This is a genomic window from Pauljensenia sp. 20925_1_34 (assembly GCF_041432775.1).
Lineage (GTDB): Bacteria > Actinomycetota > Actinomycetes > Actinomycetales > Actinomycetaceae > Pauljensenia.
Genome location: NZ_JAPWAG010000021.1, coordinates 1 through 17,839, shown reverse-complemented (window position 1 = coordinate 17,839; position 17,839 = coordinate 1). Strand labels below are relative to the sequence as shown.

Here is a 17,839-nt window from a genome sequence, read left to right as displayed (position 1 = left end):
GTGCCGCGGGCCGCGGGGGCTTACAGGTCCTCGTCGAAACGCGTCAGCGGCTCTTCCAGGCGCAGCTCCACGAGGGCGCGGGCAAGCGCGTCGATCTCCTCGCCCTGGTACAGGGTGGACCTCCACGAGGCCGGGATGGCCTCGATCCCGTAGAAAGCGCCGCCCAGCTGGCCGTAGATCGCGCAGTTCGTGTCCGCGTCCCCGCCAAGGTTTGCGATCGCCAGGGTCGCATCCTTGAAGGACGGGAAATCCAGGAGGCCGTGAACAGCGAGGCGCAGGCCGTTGACGATGTAACCGCTGGTCTCTGACTCCCACGAGGCGCGCTCGGCCGGGTCGTCACTGATGACGCGCGCGGCCATCTCGTCGAAGGCGGGACCCGTTGAGGCCCAGCCGACGTTGATGATGTGCTCCGGCGCCCACCCCAGCAGTGCGCCCACGAGGAGGGCGGCGAAGACCTCGGTGGCGGCCTCGGCCTCGACCGAATAGTGGGTCTCGCGCGCACTCAGGCCAGCGGTGACGACGATCTCGCGGATCTCGCGCTCCTCGAAGCCGGCGATGACGACGGGCGCCAGGCGCATGATCGCGCCGTTGCCTGCGCTGGTGGAGCGGGGCGCGCCCTCGGGGATGCGCGGGTTCTCGTGGAAGTCCCACAGGGAGCGCATCACCTGGTTGCCGATGTCGAAGCAGGTTCCAGTCGAGGAGCGGTACCCGTCCTTGCGCCAGCGGTCGTAGCGCTCCATGACGTCGTAGGAGTCGTAGCGGTTCAATGCCAGCAGAGAATCCGCCAGGCACAGCGCCATCGACGTGTCGTCCGTCCACTGGCCTGGTTCGAGGCCGAAGACGCCTCCGCCGACCATGTCCGTGATCGGCTCAAAGGAGCCCGCGGGCTGAAACTCGTTCGTGGTGCCCAGAGCGTCACCGACGGCGAGGCCCACCAGGGCACCGCGTGCGCGAGAAAGAAAATCTGTCATCCCCACAGTGTGCCACAGGCCGCACTTCAACGGGTTTCTGGCCTCGTCCCCCAGGAGCGCTCTGGCTTACCGACAAATGTCGCACGTAATTCCCTTGGGTCAGTTTTTGAGTGCGGTCGAAAACCGCATGATTTCAACGGTCTGATTTCAAAGTTTGAAAGAGGGGTGGGGGAATTACGTGCGACATTGTTGGGTATCTGTTGGGTGTGGGCACATGGAACGTCAGGATCTGTTACTCACGTTCCCAGTCTTCCAGTTCGCCGCGGGCTTTGCGGTCGAGGAAGTCGAGCAGGTTACCCGTCTCCGATGGAGAGTTCAGAGATAGTGTGATCTTGTCTGCGGCGCCGCCGAGGAAGTAGAGGATTTTATCCTGGGAGATAAGCTCAACGCAGGACTCGTCGAATGTTCTTTTGCTGGCCAGTCGGTTATGAAGGCGTTGTTCGAGGTACTCGTTGTAGTAAGAAAACGCTTGCTCGCATTGCTTCTTGTCATGTGGGTCTAGGTGCGCTGCGAGATAGAACATAAGGCCTGCGACGCCGTCGAAGGCGTTGTAGACGATGTAGGAGGATGATCGTTCGGGCACGACGTCGGAGGTGAAGAGTAGGCTTTCTCTGGGGTCGGGAGTCCATCCGAAGTGATCGCGGAAGGCCGCGGCGTCCGCCCGGCTGGCGGGCCATGTGAGAGACTCCCACGCGTCGAGGATCTCGCTGAGGCGCGATGGAGTCATCATGCGCGCCCCCTCGGGCGTGACACGCACATGCTCGGGATTCAACCGTGTCTGATCCATGGGGTGTCCCCTCTTCCTGCCGCGTCAGTCCATGCGGCAGTTTTCGCATCAATGGTATCCATGTGGTGCGGTGCGAGCGTGATTGGTGTCGTCGCAAAGCGAATCTTCCCCAGATCGGCGGTGCGCGTGAATGACACGTCTGAGTGCAGGCTGATGCGCCCCGTCTTGACGTCGTGCCAGACATCCGGATTCATCGACATAGTTCGTGGAACGGCGTGTCAGTGCCCAGAGCGTCACCGACCGCCAGGCCCGACAGCGCGCCGCGCGCGACCAGTGTCGCACAGGGGACCTCCATGCGGATCCCGGCCTGCGGCACCGACTTCGCTAACGGTCTCCGCAGATACAACGAGCGCCTCGGCCTGCATGTAAAATTGGAAGTGTGTTTATTCCTCTAAAGAAAGAAGCGAACAATGGTGTCTGTGACAAAAGATGAGGTATCCCCCGACGTTCTTCGACAGGTTGCCGACGAACTCGGGCACTATGTCTACGCGCTCGTCGACCCTCGCAACGGAATTCCCTTCTACATTGGGAAAGGAACGGGGGAGCGCTTCGCGGCTCACGGCCGAGAAGCCCTGTGGACCTATGACGGCGGAGACCTTGAGACTGAGGTGGACGAGCAGGCCTTTTCAGACAAAGTGCGTAAAATCCGCGAACTTGACGGCGACATTGATATTTGGATTATTCGTCATGGGCTGAACAAGGCTGAATATACGCAGGTGGAAGCCGCGTGTATCGACCTCCTGACGTCTTTCCCGGTCGTGCCGCTAGACAAGGGGGAGTCGCGTCATCCCGATGGGGCTCGAAAGCAACTGACAAATCTCCGCAAGGAAGCTTCTCGTGGACATGGGATCGTGCGTCTTGAGAGGTTGATCGAGGAGAAGGCTGCTCCCGTACTCGAGTATGACGAGCCGCTCCTCATTTTTCCGCTGGGGGACTGGGTGGACGATGAGTCTGACATTCCAGGAGGAGGAACCCGTCAGGGATACGGCTACAAACGGGAGTGGCTCGAGTCCTCCGTGCGAAAACAGCACTACCAAGAAATCGGTGAGTCTACTTGCTCGTGGTGGAAATTAAGCGAGGATACGATCCAGCAGAAAGGAATTGAGTACGTCGCCGCCGCCTATCGAGGCGTCACGCGTGCCCTCTTCCGTATCAAGCCGGACACGTGGGAAGAGACGTTCGAGCCAGATGCCGTTGACGGTCACGGGCGTCGTATTGGATGGCAATTTGACATCGTCGATTCCGGCGACATCTTCGATCAAGTCGTCGGCGAACACGGGCACAGGGTTGAGCCCAAGCCGGCACAAAATCAGCGTTACTGGCCGTGGTGACACGGCACCCTGCGCTCTCGCGCGACAATCAGTCGCGCCAATGTGACCGCGTGACGATACGGGAATGCTGGTCTGGGCCGCCTCACCACGCCCTTGAGGTCAGGGGAAGCACGAGGCGGCCCCGGCCTCGTTCCCGGCGTGGAAGACTCAGGCGACCGTCGTGCCGAACAACAAGCCCAGCAGGTAGGTGACGCCCGCGGCGCCGTAACCCACGACGAGCTGGCGCAGTGCGCGAGGCATCGGAGGCTGGCCCGACAGGATGCCGACCACGCCGCCCGTGAACAGCAGGGCCACGCCCACAATCGCGGCCGCGACGGCGATAGCCGTCAGGCCAGTCAGGCCCAGAATGTAGGGAACCAGCGGGAAGAACGCGCCCGCCGCGAAGAAACAGAACGAGGACAGCGCCGCCTTCATGGGCGTGCCCACCTGCTCGCCCGCGCCGTCCAACTCGGGGCTGCCGCCCAGCGCGGCGCGCACCGCGATCGCGCCGGACTCGCCGGTCGCCGGCTTAGCGAGACGCGCGAAAACCTGCTTCGCGTGAGCCTCCGCCTCCTCCTCGCTCTCCCCGCGCGCACGAAACACGAGGGCCAGCTCGTTCGCGTCCACGTCCAAATCCGGGACCGCCTGATGCGCGTCCGGATCCGGGATCGAGGCGTCAAGCAGCTCACGCTGACTGCGCACGCTCACCCACTCGCCAGCACCCATCGACAAAGCACCCGCGAGCAGGCCCGACACGCCCGTCAGCAACACGACGTGCGGCTCCATGCCCGACGCCGCCACACCCAGCACAAGCGCCAAGTTCGACACCAGGCCGTCATTCGCCCCAAACACCGCCGCGCGGAACGTGCCCGCCAGCGTCTCGCGGGACTTGGCCGCCAGGGAACGAATGACCTCGGCGTGAATATGCTCGTCCGCCTGCATGTGCGTCGGCACGTCATCATCCACGTCGCGAGCGGAACGCTGCTCGGCGCGCTGGGCCATCGCCAGAATGAAGATCGTGCCGAAAAGGTGGGCGAGGACGGACGCGGCGCGCGTGCGCAGCGGCGGCTTCGGCGCAGGCAGGGCCCGCTCACCCAGGCGCGCCAGCCAATACTCCTCGTGGCGGCGCTCCGCCTCCTCAAGCTGCAAGAGGACCGCGCGCTCCTCGCCCGTGCGACGCTCCGATAGGTCACGGTAGGTGCGCGCCTCCATGCGCTCCTCCGCCAGGTGCTTGCGCCAGCGCTTAATCTGCTCGCGCGTCGGCTCCCGGTCGGAGGCCACCTGGTCCGCGTTCATTGCCGAGGCCTCGTTCCCCAGTGCGCTCAACGCTGGGTCGTCGAGGAGGTAGCCTGCGCATCGACCGTCGTCGGCTGGGAGGAGGGCGCGCCGAACAGGCGCTCCTTGACGGCGTCGGCGACCTTGTCGGTCACCTGCTCGCCGCCCGCTCGCACAATATCCGACACCTTCTGGCCCGCGGCGTCCAGGGGGCGCGCGACGATCGGGAAACGGCGAACCTTCGAGGCGCCGGCACGGATCTGCTCGTAGCGTTCACGCCCGGCGCGCGCGCCCAGAACGTATCCGATGCCAACGCCGATGAGGATGCCGGTCTTGGTTCCCATGAGTGTCCTTCTCTCGCTGCGTGGGGGCGCCGCCCCGCGATCAGGGTCAACGCCCTCGCGCGGGCCTGTTCACCCGCGCATATCCACCCTTTATCTTAGTGGCGGCCCGCCCCCGCACGCACGCCCCTGCCGCCTAGGGGAGATTTCTCTCGGAGTCCAGCCAAGGCCTCGTCCCCTTGTCACATTTGCGCGCACTGTGGGCATCCCCTTTCCTTCAGGGCGGCAAACGCGCTATGTTTAATACGTGAGCCAGATAACGATTCAGACGCCCCGGGGAGTGTTCATCTCCGGGACTTTCACGCGCCCGGTGGATTCCCGCGACGCCGCGGTGATCTTTTCTCACACCTTTTTGTCGGATCGTCACGCATCGGGCATGTTCGACTCCCTCGGGCGCGCGCTGCGCCGCGCGGGCTACGCGACCCTCGCCTTCGACTTCTCCGGCCACGGGGAATCCGGCGACGAAATCATCACCTTTGACCCGCTCATTGAGGACTTCCGCGCGGCCTCCGGTTGGCTGGCCGACCAGGGCTTCGCGCGTCAAATCTGCGTCGGCCACGAATTCGGTGCCACCGTCGCTCTGCGCGCCAACCCGCCCTCCGTGCAGACCTACGTGCTGGTCTCACCGGTGCTCGGGCCGCTGTCCTACGACTGGGACCTGGTGTTTTCCGACGTGCAGCTGTCCGACCTCGAGCGCCATGGCACCACCACTGTGCCTGACGACAGTTGCTCGGTGCGTCGCCACTTCACCATCAACAAGGGCACCCTGGCCGACATGTCCATGGTCTCGGGCGAGAAGGCCCTGCGTGGCGTGACCGCGCCCATCCTCATCACGCACGACAGCTTCGATGAGGAAACCGGGTTGGTCGACCGCACGCGCGACGCCTTCCATCTGCTGCCCGTCGGGTCTCTCGTCGAAATGACCGAGCCGCCCGCCGGTATCGTCGACGAGTACACGCCGGTCGACGGCGTGCCCGTCAGTGACGAGGCCGTGGCGCGCGCCCTGCGCGCCTCCTCCGCCGCGAGTCTGCCCGAGCTGCCGGACGTCGCCGTGCAGTGGGCGAGTCGGTGGGTGCCCGTGGGGCGCTAGCTGTCGGGGTTCCTCGGCCCTCAAGGGCATGGTTTCCCAAAAATGTCGCACGTAATTCCCTCGTGAATATTTCAGATTTTGAAAATGCGTCGTTGGAATTGCAACGTTTGTGGGGTGTCTCGAAAACTGACCGAGTTAAATTACGTGCGACTTTTGGGGAGCGCCGCGTAGCGGTGCTCCGGCGTGGTGCCCCGGCGGTAATCAGCGCTTCTGGGCCTCGCGGGGAATGATCCGCGCGCGAGAGTCGGCCGCGCGCCTACCAGCCGCGCACCAACTCGGCCAGGTCCGGGGAAGCCAGCCACTGCCTCGTACCGAAAGACGAGACCGACACCCCCGCAACGGCCGACGCGAAACGGATAAGGCGCTCCGGGTCGGAGTCCCCGGCGCGCTCCAGCGCCCACGCGAACGCGCCGTGGAACGCGTCACCGGCCCCCATCGTCGAGGCGTGCGCCACCTCGCGCACGGGAACCTCGCCATGGGTCCCGTCCCACCAGTACTGGACGGGCCGCTCGCCGCGCGTGCGCACGGTGCGCGTGATGCCGAAGCCGCGCAGGAAGCCCGCGACCTCCTCCCCGCCGGCGCGCGCGACGAGCGGCGGCGCGAAATCCTCCGACACGACGGCGACGTCGACGAAGCCCAGCAGGGCGGGCAGCCAGTCCTTCCACGATCCGCCGTCCAGGACGCGCAGGTGCGGCGGGCGGGCCTCGAGCTGGGCGAAAGGATCGTCACCGCCGACCTCCGGCACGCCCAGAGTCAGCGCCGCCTGCGCCAGTGCCGGGTTGTGCCCGTCGATCAGGACGACGCCGACGCGCCGCGGCAGCTCGGCGGCGACGCGCGCGGGATCGGCCTCCAGCCGCGCGTTCGTCGAGGCGACCATGCGCCCGGCCGGGTGCTCGATGATCGACGAGACGGCGGGCTCCCGACTCGTGGGGGACGAGGCCTGGGCCGCCCCGCGCTCGCCCGGCTCAGGAAGGTGCGAGGCGGGGGACGCTGTCGCGTGGTCGCCGGGAGACGCGGCGTCGGCCGAGAGAGGCGTCGTCGCGTCCAGGACTGTCACGCCCGCGGCCGCCAAATCCGCCGCGAGAAAAGCCGACACCGGGCCCGAGCCGAGTGCCGTCAACAGCACTGGCCCATCCCCGCAGGATACGGGACCCGAGGAGGGGGCCACGGCCTCGTCGATGGAGAGAGAACGCGCGACCGCACTCAGTGCCGCGTAGGTCACCGCCGCGTTCGTCGCCGGGCCGCCAGCCGCCATCGTGAACCCCGTCGACGTCACTTTCACGCCCACATCCGGCACGTGGTCGAGGCGGTGAAGGACATCCAGGGTGGTCAGCCCAGCGAAGAGAGCAGTCATGGTGACATTGTCGCACCCCGGGCGGGTGGGCGAGGCGCGCGGGGACGAGGCCGGGGCCGGGCTGACGCGAGCGCGGGGTCAAGCGGAAGCGGGCGGGATCCGGGCGCGGGGTCGAGCGGAAGCGGGCGGGACCCGGGCGTGAGGCCGGGGCCGGGCTGACGCGAGCGCGGGGCCAAGCGGAAGCGGGCGGGACCCGGGCGCGGGTGGGCCGAGCGGAAGCGGGCGGCGGCACTGTACCATGAGGACGACCCGCACTCACCGACGTTTCGGATTGCCATGCACTTGCTCGACGCGCTGAACCAATCCCTGCCCGAGGTCTTCCGAGCCATTGACCTCATGGGCGTTCTTCTCAATGGCATCCTCGGCGGCAAGGTTGCGCGCGAACGCAACTTCGACGCCGTCGGTTTCTGTATTCTCGCGATCATGACTGCGCTCGCGGGCGGCATGGTCCGCGACATGCTCCTGTCGACGCGCACGGGCGCTCCCGTGGCGATCACCGACCCCTATTATTTGTGGTTCGCGATTCTTGGTGCGCTCATCGCGATGGCCTTCCACATGAACTCGCGCGCGTGGTCGGTTCTCCTTGTCATCGCGGATGGCATGGTGCTGGGCTGCTGGAGTGCGACGGGCGCGATCAAGACCCTGGATGCCGGCTTCGCGATCATGCCCGCGATCCTGCTGGGCGTCATGACCGCGATCGGCGGCGGTATGATTCGCGACATTTCTGCGGGCCTCGTGCCCCGGGTTTTCGGAGGCAATAACCTGTACGCGACACCGGCCTTCGTCTGCTCGGTCGTCACGGTCGTGTTTTGGTATATGGGTCAGCCGGTCCTCGGCATGGGTGCTTCCATCGTCGTGGGTCTGGTCTTTACAGGTATGGCGCATTGGCGGCGCTGGAGGCTGCCGCAGACCCGTGAATGGACGATCACTCTCACATATTCGCAGTTGAAAGCTCTGCGCAGGGGCAGGCGTTAGTATGGCGGTGTGAATCCCAAATCAACATCTCCTTCTACGTCCTCCGCCGCGTCGACGGCTAGCGCCCCTGCACGCAAGCAGTTCAAGACGTGGCACCTGTCCATGATGGCCCTGGGCCTGGCGATCGGCGCCGGCTTCTTCGTGGGTACGGGTTCCGCGATCGCGCAGGCCGGCCCCGCCGTCCTCGTGTCCTATCTGGTCGCCGCCATGATCGTCGTGTCGGTCATGCTGGCCCTGGCCGAGTTGGCCTCGTCCCTGCCGTCGACGGGATCCTTCTCGTCCTACGCCGAGGCCGGGATCGGCCGGTGGGCAGGGTTTACGATCGGGTGGCTGTACTGGGTCATGCTGATTATGGTCTCGGGCCTGGAGGTCACGGGTGCGGCCGAGTACTTCGTCAAGTGGTTCCCTGAGGTGCCCCAGTGGGTGATCGCCCTCGTCATTGTCGTCGTCATCGGCGGCATTAACCTGCTGGCCGCCGGTCAGTACGGCGAGATCGAGGCCTGGCTGTCGATGGTGAAGATCATTGCGATCATCGCCTTCCTGGCCGTCGGCGTGTTCCTAGTAGCGCGAACAGTCTTCGTCGGGCCGCTGCCCGGCCATGAGGGCGTCTTGCAGAACATCCTGGGACACAGCGGATTTGCACCCACGGGGCTGTCCGGCATTGCGGTCGCGCTGCTCGCGGTGATTACCTCCTTCGGTGGCCTCGAGATCGTCACGATTGCCGCGGCCGAGGCCGAGGATCCCCGCGCTGCCATGGCTAGCGCGATCCGCTCGGTCGTTACCCGTATCCTCGTGTTCTACGTCGGTTCTGTCCTTCTGCTGATTGCCCTGCTGCCGTGGGATAGCGAGGCCATGGGTCCTGACGCCTTTAAGACGATCCTCGAGATGGCGGGCATTCGGGCCGTCGGAACGATTATGAACGTCATCATCTTCATGGCGCTTGTCTCCGCGTTCTCCGCGAACATCTACGCGTCCTCGCGCATGGTCTACTCCCTGTCCGCCCGTGACATGGGCCCGCGCTGGCTGCTCGGGGCGCCCGCGGCCACGAAGGAGCGTTCGCGCACGGTCGTCGAGGCCGCCCTCGAGGATGACGAGGCCGTCCTGGCCGCCGAGCTGGAAGGCGACATTGAGGCCGGGCGTACCCCGAAGCGCGCGGTGGGCCTCGTCGTTCTGCTGGCCCTCCTGGCCGTGGTGGGCAACTGGTATCTGCCGGGCTCGATCCTGACGATGCTCATCAACGCGATCGGTATGGTCCTGCTGATCGTGTGGACCTTCATCATCATCTCGCTGATCCGCCTGCACCCTTCGTTGGAGCGTTCTGGCAACCTGGGGATCCGCATGCCAGGCTGGCCGTGGCTGCCGTGGCTGGTCCTCGTGGGGCTGGGAGGTATCGCCGTCCTCATGCTCATGAGTGGCGAGGGGCGGGCTCAGCTGGTCTCGATGGGCGCGCTGACGCTTATCATCGTGGCCATCTACTTCGGGCGTCAGTTTGTGCGCTCGTTGAAGTAGCGGAAACGCACGGGACCTCGGCCGGTACGCAGATGTAGGCGGCCTAGTCCATGATGGGGGCACCCCGACGAATCGCTCGGGGTCGTATGCTGTTGTGGTTTTGGTTTGTTGTGATTTGCTGGCATGCGCTATGCTTTGTTTATGCGTGTGAAGGAGTGGGCGGCTCTTGAGGGCTTGAACGAGCAGACGGTGTGGAAGTGGTGCCGTGAGGGCCGTATGCCCGTTGCGGTGGAGAAGGCGGGGAGCGTGTGGCTGGTCCACGACCCGAAGTATGAGGCTTCGGGCGCGCCTGCGGCGGGTTCGCGCACCGTGTGCTATGTGCGTGTCTCGTCTGCCGATCAGAAGGTCGACCTGCAACGTCAGGCAGATAGGTTGAAGGCGTTCGCCCTGAATCTGGGCGCGTCGGGCGTTGAGGTCGTGTCGGAGGTTGGTTCGGGCGTGAACGGCAAACGCCGTACATTGAACCGGATTCTCGCTGACCCTACGGTGGGCACGATCATTGTGGAGCATCGTGACCGCTTGGCCCGCGTGAACGCCGGGCTGGTCGAATCCGCATTGGCGGCGCAGGGGCGACGGCTGATCGTCGTGGACGATTCGGAGTTGGATGATGATCTGATGCGTGACATGACCGAGGTATTGACCTCGTTGTGCGCCCGACTGTATGGGCGGCGCGCGGCGAGAAATAAGGCGGAGGCCGCGTTGAAGGCGGCGCTTGATGCTTGAGGCTGTCATGGTGGCGTTGGATCCGACCCCCGCGCAGGAACGGCTGTTACTGTCACACGCGGGAGCGGCCAGGTTTGCGTACAACGCTGGGCTCGCCCATGTCAGGGCCGCCATCGAGGCCAAGGAGAAGCCGGAGTGGTCGCTGTATGGGCTGCGCCGCTGGTGGAACGCGAACAAGGACACGCTGGCCGTGAATGCGGACGGGACGCCGTGGTGGCGCGAGAACTCGAAGGAAGCCTACAGTAGCGGGCTTGAATCGTTGGCGAACGCCTTGTCGAACTGGTCGAAAAGCCGCAAGGGTGAACGCAAGGGCCGCAGGGTCGGGTTCCCCACGTTCAAGGCGAAAGATCGGCAGAGACCAAGGTTCGCGTACACGACTGGCAGCTTCGGCCTGATCGAGGGCGATCTGAAGGCCTTGCGACTGCCGCGTATCGGCCGCGTGCACTGCATGGAGAACGTGACGGGCCGCGTGAGAGGGGCGAAGGTGGTGCGCATGACGGTCTCGCGCCGTGCGGGACGCTGGTACGCGAGCTTGACCGTCGAACGTGACGCCCCGACGGTGAAGCAGGCCCCGAAGGCAGGAGCGGTCGGCATTGATCTAGGCGTGAAAACACTTGCCACGCTCTCGGACGGCACCGTCATCGAGAACCCGCGCTGCCTCGCGGCCAGTGAGCGGCGGTTGAAGCGCGCGCACAAGGCGTTGAGCCGCAAAACCAGAGGGTCGAAGCGTCGCCTCAAGGCGCGGAACAAGGTGGCGCGCATCCACGCGCGCATCGCAAGCCGACGCCGCGACCTGCTGGACAAGCTCACCACCTGGCTCGCTGGCACATACTCGGACATCAGTATCGAGGACCTGAACGTGGCGGGCATGGTCAGGAACCATCGGCTCGCCAAGGCGGTAAACGATGCGTCGTTCGCTGAGCTGCGCCGCCAACTGGAGTACAAGACCGCGAGGACCGGCGCGAGACTGCATGTTGTTGACCGCTGGTACCCCAGTAGCAAGATGTGCTCACGCTGCGGGAGGGTGAAAGCCAAGCTCTCCGTCACTGAGCGAACCTACAGGTGCGAACACTGCGGTGTGACCATGGACCGTGATCTGAACGCGGCCATCAACATCAAGGTCGCCGGGAGTGCCCCGGAGACCCTAAACGCACATAGAGGGACCGCAAGACGGAACGACCTGTCGGGTCGTGCAACGCTGGACCCAGTGAAGTGCGAACCAAGCCGCGGCGACAACCGCGTAAGACTTGGAGCGGACGGCCGCAAGACCGTCCTGCAAGCTACAACAAACTAGCTTGCAACGGTGCCCCCATGTACATTGGCTGCGTGGGGATGGCGCACGGTAAGGAGGATTCATGGCACGCAGACGTCGGCGTCGCAGGAACATCGGGGATAAGGTCGGTGCCCTGCTGATCCTCGCTGCCTTTGTGTGGGCGTTCGCGCCCGGCGTCGGCTGGGACCTGCTGGACCTGCGCACGCGCCTGGGGTGGCCGCCGATGCGCAGCGGTCAAGCCCTGTCCTCACTGCCCGACAGCGAGGCGGCGCGTCAGCTGCGCGAACTCACGATCCGCTCCCCGGACCAGTCCGCGGCCGTCCCGGAATACGACCGCGAGGCCTTCGGGCAGCGCTGGGCGGACACGAATCACAATGGCTGCGACACTCGCAACGACATCCTGGCCCGTGACCTGGCGCGGCCCACCTTCAAGCCCGGGACGCATGACTGCGTGGTCCTTTCCGGCACTCTCGCCGAGCCATACACGGGACAGACGATCCAGTTCGAGAGGGGGGAGAAGACGTCGTCCCTGGTCCAGATCGACCACGTCGTCGCCCTGGCCGATGCCTGGCGCTCGGGCGCGTGGCAGTGGGATGAGCAGCGCCGAACGGAGTTCGCCAACGACCCCAACAACCTCCTCGCGGTCGACGGCCAGGCGAATCAGGACAAGTCTGCCGCGTCAGCCGACCAGTGGCTGCCGCCCAACGCCGATTTCCGCTGCGACTACGTCAAACTCCAGATCGCGGTGAAAAACTCCTACGGGCTCAGCGTCACCCAGGCCGAACAGGATGCGTTGGCGACCCAGCTGGCGACCTGTCCGGGGTGATTACTAGTCCGAAACTGTCAGCCTGTTTGAAGTATTGGCACGTGCGTGATGCTCACATACATGACAGGGATATTCATGCGCGTCTGACCAAGCGATTTCAAGGCGAATCTCAGGCAATTTCTCAACATGTGTCCATCGAATGTGGAACACCCCGCAACGTCGTGTACGTTCCCGAGCAACGCCGGTAATGTTCGCCTCAGGAAGAGGAGTGACATGTATACGGCAATCAACTGGGCGATGGACCTGGGATTCTACGCAGGATTTAGCGCGCTCACGTGCGCCCTGTGGTGGATTCTCGGTCGGCGCGCCGACCGCAAGCGCCTGCGCGACGGTCGCCTCGCCGCGCACGCCTCCGCCCACGACGCCGAGACCGACAGCCAGAAACACTCTCACTTGACCGTGTCTAAGGCCCTTCCCCTCATCTATCGGCGCTCACGGGACACCGGCGCTCTCCTGGAGCGCGAGGAAAACCCAGATACCCCCAGGACCGCGGAGATCCCCGTGGTCGCAGCCATGGCCTCGTCGATGTGGAGGCTGCCGCGCGCGCTCCCGCTCGCGTGGATCCTCTACCTGGCGGGCCTGCTGATTTTCGTGCTCCTGCCGATCCCCTCCGACCCGCAGGCGGCGTGCGCCGCGATTCTGCACTGGGACAACTACACGCCCTTCGGGTCGCTGAGCGCCGTCGCCGAACAATTCCGGGATGGCGAGCAGCTGCGCGGGACCCTGTATGCCCTGTCGATCCTGCTTAATATCGTCCTGTTCATGCCGATGGGCGCCCTGGCCGAGATGACGTGGCGGATCCGGCGCTCCCGCACGGCCAGCGAGAACCTGCCCACCGACGGCGGGCGCCTGGCCCGCGCAATCCCCAGCCGACGCGTGCTCGTGTGGCTTCTGGTCGGCGCGGTGCTCTCCTGCCTCATCGAGTTCACGCAGTACACGGGCCTGTTCGGCCTCGTGCCCTGCACCTACCGCGTCGTCGACATCGACGACCTCATCACGAACACGCTGGGCACCTACCTGGGCGTACGGCTCCTGCCCCTGTTCGCGCGCAACTCGCGTTTCATGGGCGCGTAGAGGTCCACTCTTCCAACGCGGCGCACACCTGCTCGCGCGTCGCCTGAGACGACGCGACCGCAATCACAAGCTCGTACACGTCGTCGTTGGAGACTGACTCGCGAATGACGGCTGCGTTGAGGGACAAGAAGACGCTACAGGCTGCCCACGCCAGGCGCTTGTTGCCGTCGACGAGTGCGTGATTCTTCGTCAGCGATTCGAGTAAGGCCGCGGCTTTCTCCGAGAGTGGCGGGTATGCCTCGTGGCCCATGAGCGTGGTCTGGGGGCGCAGTGCTGCTGCGTTGAGGAGACCGAGGTCTCGAACCGGCCCGAGGCGAAGCGCGGCCACAATATCGAGCAGGTCCTCGAGCGACAAAAACTCGCACTGCACGGCTATTGTCCTAGTCGCTCCAGCGCGTCTCCCCAGCGCTCGACGGTTTGGTTGAGCGCGTCGGTGACGCGCTGACGGTGGGTCATGCGATTGAATTCCTCGTCGATCGCGCGCAGAACGGCATCGTGCTTTGACGTGCCGGAGCGTTGCGCGAGCTCTTCCAGCTTGCGCGCGTGTTCCTCGTCGAGGCGGAGTGTCATAGCCATGCATGCATGGTATCACTCTGATACCACGTGCGTAGGGTCCAGGATTTTATAGCCAGCCGGCGGCGCGGGCCAGGGACGCGGCCTCGGCGCGGGTGCGCGCGTTCATCTTCAGCATCGACGAGGACACGTGGTTGCGCACCGTCCCCTGGCTCAGGTGCAGGGAGTGGGCAATGTCCGCGATAGTCCCTCCGCCCTCGACCTCGCGCAACACGTCGGCCTCGCGATCCGTCAGGGGAGAAGACCCCGTCGCCAGCGCCTCCAACGCCAGATTCTGGTCGATCGCCCGCCCGCCCGCGGCCACCGTCCGCACGCCCTCGGCGAGAGTCTCGACCGGCGCGTCCTTCACCGTGAAGCCCGTCGCCCCCGCGTCGAGGGCGCGCTGCAAGTAACCCGGGCGCCCGAAGGTCGTCACGATGAGCACGCGCACCCCCGGGAAGCGGGAGCGAATCGCCTGCGTGGCCGTGATGCCGTCCATGCGGGGCATCTCGACGTCGATGATGGCGACGTCGACGGGGGCACTCGCGTGGGCAGGGGCGTCCGCTGATGCCAGGCGCGCCAGCTCATCGAGTGCCTGCGCGCCGTCCGCGGCCTGCGCGACGACCTCAATATCGCGCTCCAGGTCCAGCAACCCAGCCAACGCCCCGCGAATCATCGCCTGGTCATCGGCCACGAGTACCCGAATCGTCACGTCACCCTCCTGTCTGCCTGCGCTTGGGGTACTAGGCTAGCGCAGGTCGCAGGATCATCTCTCGGGTGTGCTCACCTCTCAGGACGAGGCCGACTCACCTTCCCGGGACCGCGCGGGGCCCTGGGAGGGGGCGTGGTTCCGGGACCGCGCGGGGCCCTGGGAGGGGCCACGGCCTCGTCGATGGGGCCACGGCCTCGGACAATCAGGACGAGTGAGCGTCGGGTGCAGCGTCGAAGGTCACGACGAGTGGGCGTCGGGTGCAGCGTCGAAGGACAGCGCGAGCGTCCACGTGGAGCCCGACGCGCTCCACGTGAGCGTGCCCTCGTCGCCGACCAGCTTGGTCAGGCCCGCCAGGCCCGACCCTGATCCCGCGCTCGACGCGGCGTAGGTGGCCGAGTAGCCGTCGTTCGTGACCGTCACGCCATCAGGGGAAAGACGTACCCGCACCCACGAGGGGCGTGCGTGCAGGATCGCGTTCGTGACGCCTTCTCGGATCACGTGAGCGGCAGCGGCCGAACGAGGCCCCGACGGCGGCTCGCCCTCGCTGGCGATGTCCGCGTCGATGCGCGCGACCTCCAGGAGGGCGCGGGCCTCCTCGAGCTCCTCTCCCGGGGACAAGGCCCGCGTGGCCGCCACGATGCGGCGCACGTCAGCCAAGGCCTCGTTCGACTGCATGGTCACCGCGCGAATCTGCTCGCGCGCCTCCTCCACGCGCCCAGCCTCCAGGAGGCGACCCGCCAGCTCGGACACCATCGTGATCCCCGTCAACGAATGCCCGAGAATGTCATGCAGATCCGTGCTCAGGCGCGCACGCTCCGCGGCCTTTGCGCGCTGGATCGCATCCTGGCGGCGCAGATGCTCGCGGGCCGAACGCTCCATGCGCCAACGCGCCACCCCCACGAAGACACACAGCAGCACCAGGTACCAGACCATCCACAGGGGCTCACCCTGCGCGTAAGCGGCCACACCCGCGATAGCGGTCACCGGCACGAGGCCCGCGACGATGAACCTGCCCGGCGCCTGAAACACCCACGCGACCAGCAGATACGACGTCAGCATGAACGCGTGAGGCGTGTCAACGGAAACCGCGTACACGAGGTAGGCGACCGTCGCCGCCGCCAGCGCCGCGTGGGAGAGGATGAACGGCCTCGTGAAGGAGTTGCGCGCGGGCAGGGGATTGGCCAGCCACGTCGCCGAGTTCACGACCGCGACAAGGGCACATAATCCGATGAGGCCCGCGCGCTGGGCCGGATCCGGCAGTTCCAGGGCGTAGGCGAGGGGAAACCCCATGAACAGCATCCACGGGGCCGCCCACGCCAGGGAGATCAAGCGCTCCTTCATGACACCAGCCTAGCGAGCCGTGTCGTGGGACGCGCCCCACCAGGCGATGCCCGCAGTGATAACCACCCACCCGACGATGTTGAGCCACGCCGCCGTCGGCATCGGGACGGTACCGGCGACCGCGTAGATCGCCTGGACGGCGCCATACAGGGGCGTGAAGGGCGCGACGTGGGAGACGAAGGGCGGCATCTGCTCCAGCGGGATGAACATGCCGGACACAAACGCGCCGAACACCATGACGAACGCCGAGGCACTGTAGGCGTTCTCGCCCTTAATCGTGTAGCCGCACGCCAGGCCGATGAGCGCACCCAGGGCCGACAGCGCGATGACGACCGCGGCGCTGGCCGCCCACGCGCCCGCCGTCATCTGCGAGCCGGTGGCCAGGCCAACACTGAAGCAGATGAGCGCGATGAACGCGCTGAGCGCCACCAGGGCCGTGAGGCGCACGAGGAGAATCACCCACGGCTGGATCGGGGTCAGCGCGTACATACGCGAAATGCCGGTCGTGCGCTCGACGGACAGCGTCGCGCCGAGCGACCCGCCCACCAGGATCACGCCGTACGTGGTCATCATGACGACCATCGCGGCGGCCACGTTGCCGCGCCCAGTCTGCGTGGTGCGCGCAACATCGGTCATCCCGAACATCGCGTACATAAACAGGGGCAGGAGCAGGGCAAACGCCATGTTCCACGGGTTAAGGATGTGCGACAGGAACGTCGCGCGCCACAGCTTCGCGGCCCCCGTGAAGGGGGAGGGGATCGGTCGGTCGGTGGTACGCGCGGGTGCGTGGGTGGTCATGATTCCTTCTTCGTGTGTCGTGTCTGGGTTCGTGGGGCGGGGGCCTCGGCGTCGGCCTCGGGACGAGGCCGGGGCCGGCTCATCGGGGTGGGCGTTCGTCGCGCTCACTCGGCGTCGGCGTGGGAGGTGATGCGCTCGAAAACGTCTTCGAGGTCCTCGTTGTCGGCGACGACCTGCTCGGTCGGCGCATCCACGAGGACCTTGCCGGCGTCGATGATGACGATGCGATCGGCCTCCTTGCGGGCCTCGGTCAGGTAGTGCGTGGCGAAGAGGAGCGTGCGGCCCTCCGCGGCCTCGGCGTGCATTGTGTCCCAGAATGCGCGCCGCGCCAGGGCGTCCATGCCGGCCGTGGCCTCGTCGAGGATCAGGAAGTCCGGGTTGCCGGACAGGGCGAGGGCGAGGCGCACGCGCTGTACCTCGCCGCCGGAGAGCTTGTTGAGCGGCCGCTTGGCAAGCTTCGTCAGGTTCGTGCGCTCGAGGAGCTCGTCGGTGGGGATCGGGTTGGCGTGCATGGCGGCGACCAGGTCGATCGTCTTGCGGACCTTTCCGTCGCGCGGCAAGGCCCCGGACTGGAGCATGGCGCCGACGAGTGAGCGGCGCACGGCCTCGCGCGGGCTCATGCCGTAGACGCTGATGTCCCCCTGCGTGGGGGTGGCCAGGCCGAGGACGATGTCCAGGAAGGTGCTCTTGCCCGCGCCGTTGACGCCGAGGAGCGCCACGATCTCGCCGGGCATAAGGGTCAGGTCCACGCCGCGCAGCGCGTCGACGTGGCCGAAAGACTGGTGGATGTTCGTCGCCTGGAGGGCGGGCGTTGCTTGTGCGTTCATGGCACCCAGTTTGCGCTCGTATTAATGGGGCCGGAAGTGTCCTTTGATGCAGGAGGAGCCATGACAAATGTCAGGGGGCGCGGGGATGCGTTCTGTAGGGG

The 17,839-nt window shown here is 65.9% G+C and carries 19 protein-coding genes; 8 read left to right on the top strand and 11 right to left on the bottom strand.

The annotated features are described in order from the left end of the window. Nucleotides 1–20: 20 nt before the first annotated feature. Nucleotides 21–971, bottom strand: a complete 951-nt coding sequence (locus tag O3669_RS08175; protein ID WP_371524329.1) for an ADP-ribosylglycohydrolase family protein — start codon at nucleotides 969–971, stop codon at nucleotides 21–23. Between the two features lie 232 nt (nucleotides 972–1,203). Further along, nucleotides 1,204–1,758 (bottom strand): DUF6301 family protein, encoded by a 555-nt coding sequence (locus tag O3669_RS08170; protein ID WP_371524328.1) that lies wholly within the window; start codon nucleotides 1,756–1,758, stop codon nucleotides 1,204–1,206. A 419-nt stretch (nucleotides 1,759–2,177) separates the two neighbouring features. On the opposite strand from O3669_RS08170, the gene O3669_RS08165 reads away from it, so the two are divergent. Continuing rightward, nucleotides 2,178–3,089 (top strand): hypothetical protein, encoded by a 912-nt coding sequence (locus tag O3669_RS08165; protein ID WP_371524327.1) that lies wholly within the window; start codon nucleotides 2,178–2,180, stop codon nucleotides 3,087–3,089. Between the two features lie 147 nt (nucleotides 3,090–3,236). On the opposite strand, the gene O3669_RS08160 is transcribed toward O3669_RS08165, so the two are convergent. Further along, nucleotides 3,237–4,394 carry a VIT1/CCC1 family protein gene (locus tag O3669_RS08160; protein ID WP_371524326.1) on the bottom strand — a complete coding sequence of 386 codons (1,158 nt, stop codon included), beginning with the start codon at nucleotides 4,392–4,394 and terminating at the stop codon, nucleotides 3,237–3,239. Further along, nucleotides 4,391–4,687 carry a YtxH domain-containing protein gene (locus O3669_RS08155; protein ID WP_371524325.1) on the bottom strand — a complete coding sequence of 99 codons (297 nt, stop codon included), beginning with the start codon at nucleotides 4,685–4,687 and terminating at the stop codon, nucleotides 4,391–4,393. The genes O3669_RS08160 and O3669_RS08155 overlap by 4 nt, the downstream gene beginning before the upstream one ends. Nucleotides 4,688–4,931: 244 nt before the next feature. On the opposite strand from O3669_RS08155, the gene O3669_RS08150 reads away from it, so the two are divergent. Further along, nucleotides 4,932–5,774 (top strand): alpha/beta hydrolase, encoded by an 843-nt coding sequence (locus O3669_RS08150; protein WP_371524324.1) that lies wholly within the window; start codon nucleotides 4,932–4,934, stop codon nucleotides 5,772–5,774. A 256-nt stretch (nucleotides 5,775–6,030) separates the two neighbouring features. Here the strand turns inward: O3669_RS08150 and O3669_RS08145 are convergent, their stop codons facing one another. Then, entirely contained in the window at nucleotides 6,031–7,128 is a 1,098-nt protein-coding gene (locus tag O3669_RS08145) for a PfkB family carbohydrate kinase (protein ID WP_371524323.1), read from the bottom strand. A 276-nt stretch (nucleotides 7,129–7,404) separates the two neighbouring features. Between O3669_RS08145 and O3669_RS08140 the strand changes: the two genes are divergently transcribed. The 6 genes from O3669_RS08140 (at nucleotide 7,405) to O3669_RS08115 (ending at nucleotide 13,508) form a co-directional block, all read left to right on the top strand. Then, on the top strand, nucleotides 7,405–8,103 hold the full coding sequence (locus tag O3669_RS08140) for a trimeric intracellular cation channel family protein (RefSeq protein WP_295921071.1): 699 nt from the start codon (nucleotides 7,405–7,407) through the stop codon (nucleotides 8,101–8,103). A 9-nt stretch (nucleotides 8,104–8,112) separates the two neighbouring features. After that, on the top strand, nucleotides 8,113–9,612 hold the full coding sequence (locus O3669_RS08135) for an amino acid permease (protein ID WP_371524322.1): 1,500 nt from the start codon (nucleotides 8,113–8,115) through the stop codon (nucleotides 9,610–9,612). Nucleotides 9,613–9,753: 141 nt separating this feature from the next. Further along, the gene (locus O3669_RS08130) at nucleotides 9,754–10,335 is read left to right on the top strand and encodes an IS607 family transposase (protein WP_371524321.1); all 582 of its coding nucleotides are present in this window, start codon (nucleotides 9,754–9,756) and stop codon (nucleotides 10,333–10,335) included. Continuing rightward, entirely contained in the window at nucleotides 10,328–11,629 is a 1,302-nt protein-coding gene (gene tnpB, locus O3669_RS08125) for an IS607 family element RNA-guided endonuclease TnpB (protein WP_371524320.1), read from the top strand. The genes O3669_RS08130 and tnpB overlap by 8 nt, the downstream gene beginning before the upstream one ends. Nucleotides 11,630–11,690: 61 nt before the next feature. Further along, a complete protein-coding gene (locus tag O3669_RS08120) occupies nucleotides 11,691–12,434 on the top strand; it encodes an HNH endonuclease family protein (RefSeq protein ID WP_295968959.1) in 744 nt (247 codons plus the stop codon). Nucleotides 12,435–12,647: 213 nt separating this feature from the next. Then, nucleotides 12,648–13,508 (top strand): VanZ family protein, encoded by an 861-nt coding sequence (locus O3669_RS08115; protein WP_371524319.1) that lies wholly within the window; start codon nucleotides 12,648–12,650, stop codon nucleotides 13,506–13,508. Here the strand turns inward: O3669_RS08115 and O3669_RS08110 are convergent. From O3669_RS08110 to O3669_RS08085, 6 genes are all read right to left on the bottom strand, one after another. Continuing rightward, on the bottom strand, nucleotides 13,495–13,878 hold the full coding sequence (locus O3669_RS08110) for a Fic family protein (RefSeq protein WP_314768978.1): 384 nt from the start codon (nucleotides 13,876–13,878) through the stop codon (nucleotides 13,495–13,497). The two genes, O3669_RS08115 and O3669_RS08110, sit on opposite strands and share 14 nt — an antisense overlap. Nucleotides 13,879–13,880: 2 nt before the next feature. Beyond that, nucleotides 13,881–14,084 (bottom strand): type II toxin-antitoxin system VapB family antitoxin, encoded by a 204-nt coding sequence (locus tag O3669_RS08105; protein ID WP_295968964.1) that lies wholly within the window; start codon nucleotides 14,082–14,084, stop codon nucleotides 13,881–13,883. 46 nt (nucleotides 14,085–14,130) lie between these two features. Continuing rightward, a complete protein-coding gene (locus O3669_RS08100; RefSeq protein WP_295921053.1) occupies nucleotides 14,131–14,772 on the bottom strand; it encodes a DNA-binding response regulator in 642 nt (213 codons plus the stop codon). Nucleotides 14,773–15,009: 237 nt separating this feature from the next. Beyond that, the gene (locus O3669_RS08095) at nucleotides 15,010–16,113 is read right to left on the bottom strand and encodes a sensor histidine kinase (RefSeq protein WP_371524318.1); all 1,104 of its coding nucleotides are present in this window, start codon (nucleotides 16,111–16,113) and stop codon (nucleotides 15,010–15,012) included. A gap of 9 nt (nucleotides 16,114–16,122) precedes the next feature. Continuing rightward, the gene (locus O3669_RS08090) at nucleotides 16,123–16,911 is read right to left on the bottom strand and encodes an ABC transporter permease (protein ID WP_371524317.1); all 789 of its coding nucleotides are present in this window, start codon (nucleotides 16,909–16,911) and stop codon (nucleotides 16,123–16,125) included. Nucleotides 16,912–17,015: 104 nt separating this feature from the next. Then, nucleotides 17,016–17,738 (bottom strand): ABC transporter ATP-binding protein, encoded by a 723-nt coding sequence (locus tag O3669_RS08085; protein WP_371524316.1) that lies wholly within the window; start codon nucleotides 17,736–17,738, stop codon nucleotides 17,016–17,018. Between the last annotated feature and the right edge of the window lie 101 nt (nucleotides 17,739–17,839).